This is a genomic window from Mesorhizobium sp. M7A.F.Ca.CA.004.12.1.1 (assembly GCF_003997835.1).
Lineage (GTDB): Bacteria > Pseudomonadota > Alphaproteobacteria > Rhizobiales > Rhizobiaceae > Mesorhizobium.
Genome location: NZ_RZRK01000457.1, coordinates 1 through 5,081 on the forward strand (window position 1 = coordinate 1; position 5,081 = coordinate 5,081).

The window sequence follows — 5,081 nt, forward strand, 5'->3', positions numbered from 1 at the left end:
CCTTGTGGTGTCGGTGCCGCCATCCATGGCCATGGGTTGGCTTTCGCAGCGTCTCGCTGGTTTTGCCTCAAGCCATGGCGCCGTCGACATATCGCTCAGAGGCGACGACGACCCGGTGCCGTTCGACCGTGAACTGATCGACATCAGGCTCTCCTATGGGCCGCATTATCGCGAGCACCCGACCGAGGACATCGTCCAGGACGCAGTCTATCCCGTGTGTGCGCCCGGGCTGGCGGACACGATCAAACCCGAAGGCCTGGCCAGTCTGCCGCTTATCCACACGGGCTGGGGACCGACTGGTGCGTCCTTTCCGTCCTGGCACAACTGGTTCGAGGCGGCCGGCATCGAGCCCGGCCGGGCAGCGCAGCGCGGCCTCTCGGCCAACTCATCGCGTGCAGCGCTCGACCTTGCGATTTCGGGATTGGGCGTGGCGCTGGCGCAAGGAATCTACTGTGCCGAGGCGCTGGAAGACGGCCGGCTTGTCAGGCCCCTCGCCCAGGCACTGGAGCTGCGCCAGCCCTATTGCCTGACGATCCCCGAGCGCAGCGCCAGGCGCGACGTCGTGGCGGCGTTTCGCCAGTGGCTGATCGACGAATGCCGACGCGCAGTGGACTCGCCGGCACTGCGTTGACGTAGCGTGCGGCGATGATCAGAGGTGCCCGCTCAAGGCCTCAGCCATGTCCTTGTTTGTCGCCACAGGGATGATCTCGAACTCCACCAGATCCGCCCATTCGATGACCCAACGCTGCAGCAGCGTGACGTCATCGGTCTCCACCAGCAGGAAGCAGCGGCTCATGTCCGCCGCGATCCAGCTGTGGTGCACGAGAAGCTCGTCCGGTTTCAGGCGGCCGCGGTCGCGAAAGCGGCGATAGATCTCCTTGCGATCGCAGCCGGTGAAATCCTCGATCACGATAAACTGCATGTTCTACCCCCGATCAAATTACCGCCCCGGCCGGTCCAGCCGCTCCAGGAACCACTGCGTCAGCCGCACCCAGACCTCGTCCTTCTCGCCGGAATCCTCCCAGCCATGGTCGAGGTTGGGATTGTCGTTGACCTCGATGACGAAGACGCCGTCCTTGGTCTCCTTGAGGTCGACGCCGTAGAGCCCGTCGCCGATGCAGCGCGCCGCCTTTACAGCCGTCTCGACGACATGCGCCGGCGTCTCCTTCAGCGTGAAGGTCTTGATGCCGCCCTGGTCGGGCTTGCCGTTGGCCTTGTGGTTGACGATCTGCCAGTGCTTCTTGGCCATCAGATAATGCACGGCAAACAGCGGCTGGCCGCCGAGCACACCAACGCGCCAGTCATACTCGGTCGGAATGAATTTTTGCGCGATCAGAAGGTCGGAATCCTCCAGCCATTCGGTAGCAAGCGTCTTCAGTTCCTCGAAATTGGCGCATTTCTTGACGCCGCGCGAGAACGACGAATCCGGGATTTTCAGCACCAGCGGAAAGCCCAGCGTCTGCGCTGCCAGTTCGAGATCCGAGGTGCCGGCGATCATCACCGTCGGCGGCACCGGCACCTTGTTGTAGGCCATCAGCTCGTTGAGATAGACCTTGTTGGTGCAGCGGATCATCGACAGTGGATCGTCGATAACCGGCATGCCTTCCTGCTGGGCGCGGCGGGCGAAACGATAGGTGTGGTTGGAGATCGAGGTGGTCTCGCGAATGAACAGCGCGTCGTAATTGGCGAGCTTGGCGAGGTCCCGCTTGGTGATCGGCTCGATTTCGACACCCATCTTCTCGGCGATCTTGGCCCAATAGCGCAGCGACGATATCTCCGATGGCGGCAATTCCTCATGCGGGTCGACCAGCGTGGCGAAGGTGTAGCGCGCCGGCGTGCGGCCCTTGGTGTCGCGCCATTCGCGGTTGGTGTAGGTCTCCAGGCACTGGATGAAGCTTTTTTCCTCATCCTCGGTCATCCGCGCCAGCGGATGGAAACCGATCTTGCGGATCGAGGCCCATTCGGCGCTGTCCTTGATGTGGACTTCGAGCGCCGGCGCGCGGAACCAGTCGAACAGAAGTTTGGCGAAGCGGTCCCAGATTTTCGACGGGCCGATGCCGAAGAAGATGCAGACCTTTTGCGGAAAAACGCCGGCGAGATCCTTGCGGCATTTGTTGAGCGCCAGCTCCAGTTCCGGCAGCGCGTGTTCATAGAGCTTGCGCTCCGACAGGTCGATCATCGTTTCGACCGTCGGGATCACCTTGTGGCCGCGCGAGCTTGCCAGCAGCGACGCATAGTAGCCGCGGCTCTGGTAGCCGTAATTGTTCGACAGGTTGATGACCTTCGGCCACTGGCCGCGAAACAGTGACGGGTGCGCGAGATAGTCGCGATTGGTGATGATCTTGTGCGGTGTCGCCACCTGGTCGAGATCGCTCTGCCTGCCGGTAAGGATGACCCAGGTCATTATCTGTCACGCTTTCCCAGAGTGATGGCGGCACGCAATCCATCGCGACCGAACTGCGCCATGTTCATGAAGATGCCGTAAGGCACGGGAATGTTGGCTGCATCAAGGATGGTCTCCTGCCTTTCGTCTTCGACCCAAGGGTCGTGGATCAGGATATGGTCGCCGTCATCGCCGATCGCCAGCACCCAGTGCGGCACCTTCTTGCCAAACATCAGGAAGCCGCTGATCAGCACCAGCACCAGCTTTCCCTCAGCGATCGCAGCGCGGATATCGTCGATTGTGAATGCACGGTAATTCACCGGGATGCCGTAAAGTTCCGCGCGTCGGCGAAAGTCGACCTGGGCCAGTTCCATCACTCTGCGCTTGTCCTCACTGCGTACCGATTGCAGGAACAACGCGCCATAGAAGGAAACGTAGATCTCCACCGCGAGCCCGCTTTCGTAGCCCGAGACAGCGAGGCCGAATGGCTCGCAACCACCGGGACCCGACATCATGAAGACGGTCGTCGCTTCACGCCACAGGCGGATTTCCATGACCGGATCCGGCACGAAGCCGCGATCGAAATTGGCCATCGCCATCATCAGGCAGCACGGGCCGCAGGTGAATTCGCAGGTCTGCGGGTAGAACGGCACCTTGGTGGCGATCGGAATGTCGCCACGCAAGGTCTTTTCGTAGCGAAGTGCCGTTTCGCCATCCTCATAGTAGCCGGGCTCGCGGCCGATCTTGCGATACCCGGCCTGTTCGTAGATACGGATCGCGCGGCTGTTGTCCTCGCGAACTTCGAGACGCAGCATCATGCGGTCGTGCTCGAAGGCGGCATCTTCGGCGGATCCGAGCAGCATGCGGCCGACACCCAGCCCGCCGAAAAACGGACTGGTCGCAATCGAGTAGAGGCGCGCCACGCCGCTGCCCTTGCGAAACAGCACGATCGCGTAGCCGGCCAGGCGGCCATCGACTTCAGCGACCAGCGTCTCGGCGGTTTCACGCTCGATGAACAGGCGAAAGGAGCGGCGGGAAATACGGTCGCTTGAGAAAACAGCTTTCTCAATGGCGGCGAGATCATCGACGTCAGACGCGCGGGCCGTGCGGATCTCGGCAGGCATGCGGCTTCAGAAAACCTCGATTGGTGGTGGAAATGGCCCTACTCGAACACGTCCTTGACGCCGACCAGGGCGTTGGGAAAACCGGCGTCCACCTGGGCGCACAAAGTCCGCTCCACCACCTTGAATCTTCGCCTCGTGTTTCCAAAAACCGCTTCCGATTTTCGGGGCGATGCGACGGCATTCATCAAGCGCTATCGCACCTCGATTAGGGCCGAATTGTGACAAATCCGACGCCGACTCGACGGGTGTGAAAGGGCCCTTCGGCCGGATCGGCATTCGCGGATCGACGGCACCGGCAAAAGCAATGCCGTTCAGCTTGCCAGCCCGTTCACAAGTTGCGTGTAGGCGCTCCTGGCAACCTCGGCCAGCCGCTCGCGCGGCAAGGAGCCGACCACGGCGCAGCCATAGCCCTTGTCCAGCCAGTAGACGGCCTCGGGTCCATCTTGCGCGGCGGCGTAGGTGCCCTTGGCATTCTCCGTCGATTCCGTGGTGACAAACAGCGATATACGCTGCCCATTGCCGTCCTCGTAAAGCAGCATGGCGGCCTTGCTCTCGCCTGCCGGCAACAGCCGGCCGCCGACCAGCTGGAATCCGTCGGCGGTCAGGTCCGGCGCCACCAGATTCAGCCCTATCCGGTTGGACAGCCATGTCTGCAGATGGTCCTTGTCGCTGGCCGGCACCTCGACGGCATGCCGCTTTTCGGCGGCATAGATGACATGAGCCGCGATTGCCTGCTCGGCCAGCCGATCTTCGGCCGGGTCCTCCTGGCCGATGCCATCGATGCCGGCAAAATAGCCACCAAGTCCGCCTACGGCCAGAAGCACGGCGGCAGCAGCGGCAAGCCACCAGCGTGAGCGTGACACAGCTGCCTTGACCGGCACCTCGCCAAGCACGACCTTGCGCAAGTGCCCAGGCACGGCTTCGTCCAGCACGTCGGCGAAGGCGGCACGCAGCGCCGCCCGGTCGGCGGTGAAACGGGCGCTCCTGGCCTTCATCTCGGGATTGGCGTCGAGCCAGGCATCGTAGGCCGCGCGCTCATCGCCGGGCAGCTCGCCATCGAGCGCCATATGGATGTCACGTTCGGAAAAGTCGCGGCGGATCATTTCTCGACGATCCTTATCGCGCGGCGGCGCGCCGTGTCGTCCAGCAACCCGCGCAATTCCTCACGCCCGCGCGCAATGCGCGACATCAGCGTGCCCGCAGGCACGCCCAGAATGTTGGCGGCTTCGGCATAGGAAAAACCTTCGATGGCAACCATGACAAGGGCTGCGCGACGGTCGGGGCTGATCGCCTGCAATGCGTCGACGATCTCGCGCGAGGCAATGCTCTCCACCTGCTCGGCCGGCTGGGCAACGGCCTCGCCCGCCTCCAGCGGCAGCATCGCCGCCTCGCCGCGGCGGTTCACCTTGCGCATCTGGTCGATGAACAAATGATGCATGATCGTAAACAGCCACCTCCGGGGGCTTTCTCCCGTCTGCCAGTTGTCGAGCCGCACAAGCGCCCGCTCGAGGCAATCCTGGACAAGGTCGTCGGCAGCGTCGCGGTCGCGCAAAAGCGAGCGTGCGTAGCGGCGC

General features: G+C 62.8%; 6 protein-coding genes. 1 reads left to right on the top strand and 5 read right to left on the bottom strand.

The features are described 5' to 3' along the window. The coding region (locus EN984_RS22330) for a LysR substrate-binding domain-containing protein (protein ID WP_127383951.1) at positions 1-631 on the top strand (631 nt) is incomplete at its 5' end. A gap of 18 nt (positions 632-649) precedes the next feature. Here the strand turns inward: EN984_RS22330 and EN984_RS22335 are convergent. From EN984_RS22335 to EN984_RS22355, 5 genes are all read right to left on the bottom strand, one after another. Then, positions 650-910: a DUF3303 family protein gene (locus EN984_RS22335; protein ID WP_236383112.1), complete on the bottom strand. Its 261-nt coding sequence runs from the start codon at positions 908-910 to the stop codon at positions 650-652. A 30-nt stretch (positions 911-940) separates the two neighbouring features. Beyond that, positions 941-2,404, bottom strand: coding sequence for a RimK family protein (locus tag EN984_RS22340; RefSeq protein WP_127268534.1), 1,464 nt, complete (start codon positions 2,402-2,404; stop codon positions 941-943). Further along, on the bottom strand, positions 2,404-3,507 hold the full coding sequence (locus tag EN984_RS22345) for a peptidase C39 family protein (RefSeq protein ID WP_127271679.1): 1,104 nt from the start codon (positions 3,505-3,507) through the stop codon (positions 2,404-2,406). Before EN984_RS22345 ends, EN984_RS22340 begins: the two co-directional genes overlap by 1 nt. Before the next feature lie 311 nt (positions 3,508-3,818). Beyond that, on the bottom strand, positions 3,819-4,610 hold the full coding sequence (locus tag EN984_RS22350; RefSeq protein WP_127271681.1) for an anti-sigma factor: 792 nt from the start codon (positions 4,608-4,610) through the stop codon (positions 3,819-3,821). Then, the coding region (locus tag EN984_RS22355) for an RNA polymerase sigma factor (RefSeq protein ID WP_245480099.1) at positions 4,607-5,081 on the bottom strand (475 nt) is incomplete at its 5' end. The genes EN984_RS22350 and EN984_RS22355, both read right to left, overlap by 4 nt.

Bases quoted from the DNA above. Each gene is read 5' to 3' on its own strand.
- EN984_RS22340 (WP_127268534.1), bottom strand. From the start codon at position 2,404: ATGACCTGGGTCATCCTTACCGGCAGGCAGAGCGATCTCGACCAGGTG.
- EN984_RS22350 (WP_127271681.1), bottom strand. From the start codon at position 4,610: ATGATCCGCCGCGACTTTTCCGAACGTGACATCCATATGGCGCTCGAT.
- EN984_RS22345 (WP_127271679.1), bottom strand. From the start codon at position 3,507: ATGCCTGCCGAGATCCGCACGGCCCGCGCGTCTGACGTCGATGATCTC.